This is a genomic window from Streptomyces viridosporus (assembly GCF_002078235.1).
Lineage (GTDB): Bacteria > Actinomycetota > Actinomycetes > Streptomycetales > Streptomycetaceae > Streptomyces > Streptomyces viridosporus.
The window spans coordinates 1-3575 of the sequence record NZ_MSGP01000710.1 but is presented as its reverse complement, the minus strand read 5'-3'; the positions used below and the strand labels follow the sequence as shown (position 1 = coordinate 3575).

Below are 3575 nucleotides of genomic sequence, written 5' to 3'. Positions count from 1 at the left end.
GGGGTGCGGATAGGTGATCAGCAGGCCGTCGGCGGTGACGTGGACGACGCCGACCGGGTCGATCACCAGGCGCTCGTCGACGGTGGAGGTCCAGGACGGCCCCAGGAAGCGGCCGGCCGTGCAGCCGGACTCGGTGCGGCGGGTGAAGACCAGCGGCAGGATGCCGGGGATCTCCACGTCCGTCTGGGGCAGGAACATGCGGCCGGAGGCGAGGTCGACGGGGTCGGTGCCGTCGGTGGTGCGGTGGCCGTCGGGGCGGTTGTGGGTGCCGTCGGGGGCGTTGTCGACCAGGTTGCGGACGCGTGCGGCGTCGGCGGCGTCCGCGGCGATGCGCACGCCCTTGACCGCGGCGCCGCCTCCGCCGGTGGCCGCGGTCAGCGCCAGATCGGGGAGGAGCCGGCCGAACCCCTCGTAGGGGTCCTTCATGAAGTCGCTGACCATCTGCTTGCCGGTGCCGACGGGGTCGTTGGCGGCCAGCAGCAGGCCGGAGGCCAGGCTGTTGAGGTTCGTGGCGTACTCGGCCGGGTGGGTGAGGTTGTAGGGGTCCAGCGGGTTGATCCCCCGCACGAAGTTGAGCAGCCCCGCCGTGCCCTTGATGATGCCGCCGCCGACGTGGTCGCCCATGATCTGCAGCTCCTGCAGACCGTCGCCCACCTGCTGCGCGTACGACGGCTTCTGAGGAGCCAGGTCCCGCGCCGCGCGAACCGCGCTGCGGGCGGTCTCCGCGGCGGTGTTCCGCTGCTTGCGGGCCTCGGCGAGGATCTCCTGCGCCTCCTTCATCAGCTTCTTGCCCGGGTCGTCGAACGTCGGCGCCGGACAGGGTGGCAGCGTGGACGGGTCGCGCCGGTCGGCGGGCTGGGCGTTGTAGCGGTCGACGGCCTTGTTGTAGGCGTCGACCTTCTTGCGGTGGGCGTCGGCGGCGTCCTCGGACGCCTTCACGCCCTCCTTCCACTTGTCGATCGCCGTCTGCGCCTGCCCCTGCGCCCAGCTCACGGTGGAGGCGAACGACTCCAGCGCGGCGGCCGCCTTCCCGCAGGCGTCGGCGCCGGTGAACCACTTGGGCGGCTGGGTGCTCACCGCCTTCCGCAGCGCCTCGGCGGCCTCGCCCTTGAGTTGCGAGGAGTCCAGGCCCTTCAGGCCCTCGCCGGCGTCGTCGAACGCCTCCTGGAAGGTGCGGAGTTTCCCGGCGGTGGAACGGATCTTCTCCGGGCTGCCGTGGACCAGCTTGGTCCTGTCCTCGGTCTGCCCCAGGTCCATCTCGTCGACCTCGGCGCCCATCCGGTTCGCGACCGAACGCGACTGCTCGCGCACCCAGTCCGCGCCGGACTCCCAGCCGACGTCGTCCAGCCGGTCCGCGGTCCAGTTCCCCGCGCCCTCGACCCGGTCGCCGAGCCACTCGACACCGTCCTCGACCGCGTCCTCCACCGAGTCCGGCGTGATGTCCTTGATGAAGTCGCCTATGCCCACCTTCAGTTATCCCCGTCGACGCCCTGACCGCCCTGCTGCTGCGCCTGCCGGGCGCGTTCCTCGGGCGACGGGCCGAACGTCTCGTCCAGCGCCCGGTTCCACTCGTCGTCGTCGATGCCCAACCTCTCGTTGAGCATCTCCGACTGCCGACCGCCCTGCCCCTCCGTGAGCAGTGCCCGGCCGGTGTCCTTCCAGTTCTGCTCGATCTCCTGGCCGGCCCGCTCGAACGACTCGGCGCTCCAGTCCGGGTCCAGGGAGTCCGGCGTGAACACCTCACCCCAGTCCTGCTGGGCGATCTCCTCCTCGGAGGCGTGCGGGTTGCCGCCCATCAGGGCGTTGACCCCCACCTTCAGCGACCCCGCGACGTACTGGTCGTGCTCCCACAGCGTGCCCGCCGCCAGTCCGAGACGGTTCGCGATCTGACTGGCGTCGTTCACCAGGGCGCGCACGCCCCACTCCCAGCGCTCGCAGAAGTCCTCGAAGTCAACCGACAGGCCGTGGTGCCCCACTTCCATCCCGGTCATCGACAGCTGGGAGAAGCCCTTGCCCATCACCGAACCGGTGGCGCCGCCCAGGTCGCCCAGCCCGTCGATGGTGGCGCCCACCCCCTTGGTGAACTTCGCGACCGATGCCTTGCCGAAGTTCAGGTCCGTCCCGTCACCGCCCACGGCCGTGCCCCTCCTCCTCCGCCGTCGCACCGGCATCGACGGCGACACCGTCGGGAACGATCCCGGTGACCGGCGGGAAGAACATCGACCCGTCCTCGCTGGCGATGTCCACCGCCAGCCCGGCGGGCTCGCCCAGACCCGGCACGATCTCGTCCACGATCCGGGCCCCCAGCAGCGCGGCGTAGTCCATCGGCCGGTCACCCGGCCCGTGGTGGAGGGCGAACCGGGCCAGCGCCGTCTCGTCCGTGAAGGCACACACCCACCGCACCCCGCCCGAACGCGCGCTCCACAGGCGGCCGTCGACGGACGGCACCAGAAGAACCGACCGCCGCATCTCACCGACCAGCGCCCGGGGATCCCCGGTCCCCGCCCTCTGCTCGGCTATGCGCTCGGCGAGCGCCGTCCTGGGCTGCTCCACGGGCCCTCCCTCGTCGTGGCGTCAGGGGTGACTGATGGCACCGTGGATCACGACGCGTGGGGAGGGGGTGGTGGTTCTCGTGAAACTCACCGGTCCCTCACCGGGCTCCGTCTCCCATCGGCCGGTGGTGAACTCCGCCCCGCCCCGCGAGAGACGCTGTGCACGTGGAAGCGGGAGGCCGTCGTTCGGCTCGTCGAAGAGGAGCCGGAACACACTTTTCGGGTGGTTTTCCGGGGTTCCTGGATCCGATGCGCACGACTGTGTACCGGTGAGGAACACGAGCCGGTGTGGATCGTTTCCTGGACGCCCGAGGAGTCGGCGCGGACCCGGAATCGGGATCTCCTGCTCTGGACCGCCACCGCCACCGGGAAACTTCTGCAGGGCATCCGGTGGCGGAGAGCCGGCCGTCTCGGTTCGGACGGCCTGGCGCCACGCTCGCGAGCCGGCACGGCCCCGCGGTCCTCAAGGAGGTCCCTGACGTGTGCGCGGGGCTGGTTGACTTCCTCCGTGCGGGCTGCCGACGGCAGACCTCCGGCCGGGCGGCCCCCGCACCGACATGCCACTGGGGCTCACGAGGGAAGTGAACGTGGAGCAGTTCGCCGCGGGCAAGGTACTGCGCAGCAGGTACCGGCTGGACCGGATTCTGGGCAGAGGGGCGATGGGGCACGTCTGGCAGGGGACGGACGTCTACCTGGAGCGTCCCGTCGCGGTCAAGACCGTCGCCGCGCATCTGCTCGCCCTGCCGGATTGGCGCCGCACCGCCCTGGCGCGCTTCGAGAGGGAGGCCAAGACCGCCGCCCGTCTGGACCACCCCAACGTCACCACCGTGTACGACGCCGCCGTCGCCGAGGACGTCTGCTGCCTGGTGATGCAACTCGTCGACGGGACGACCCTCGACAACGTCGTCGACTGCGCCGACGACGGGCGCCTGCCCGTGCCCGCCGCGGTCTCCGTGGCCGCGCAGCTGTGCTCGGGGCTGTCCGCCGCGCACGCGGCCGGCCTGGTGCACCGCGACCTCAAGC

Annotated in this window: 4 protein-coding genes; 1 reads left to right on the top strand and 3 read right to left on the bottom strand. The window is 71.4% G+C overall.

Translation table 11 applies throughout. From position 1 onward, the window contains the following. From B7L92_RS36260 to B7L92_RS36250, 3 genes are all read right to left on the bottom strand, one after another. On the bottom strand, window positions 1–1467 hold a 1467-nt coding region (locus B7L92_RS36260), incomplete at its 3' end, for a putative T7SS-secreted protein (protein ID WP_255311306.1). 2 nt (window positions 1468–1469) lie between these two features. Continuing rightward, the gene (locus B7L92_RS36255; RefSeq protein WP_081241421.1) at window positions 1470–2135 is read right to left on the bottom strand and encodes a hypothetical protein; all 666 of its coding nucleotides are present in this window, start codon (window positions 2133–2135) and stop codon (window positions 1470–1472) included. Further along, on the bottom strand, window positions 2125–2553 hold the full coding sequence (locus B7L92_RS36250; RefSeq protein WP_174704074.1) for a hypothetical protein: 429 nt from the start codon (window positions 2551–2553) through the stop codon (window positions 2125–2127). Before B7L92_RS36250 ends, B7L92_RS36255 begins: the two co-directional genes overlap by 11 nt. 586 nt (window positions 2554–3139) lie before the next feature. Between B7L92_RS36250 and B7L92_RS36245 the strand changes: the two genes are divergently transcribed. Next, window positions 3140–3575, top strand: a 436-nt coding sequence (locus B7L92_RS36245; protein ID WP_143626456.1) for a serine/threonine-protein kinase, incomplete at its 3' end; no start/stop codon positions are given.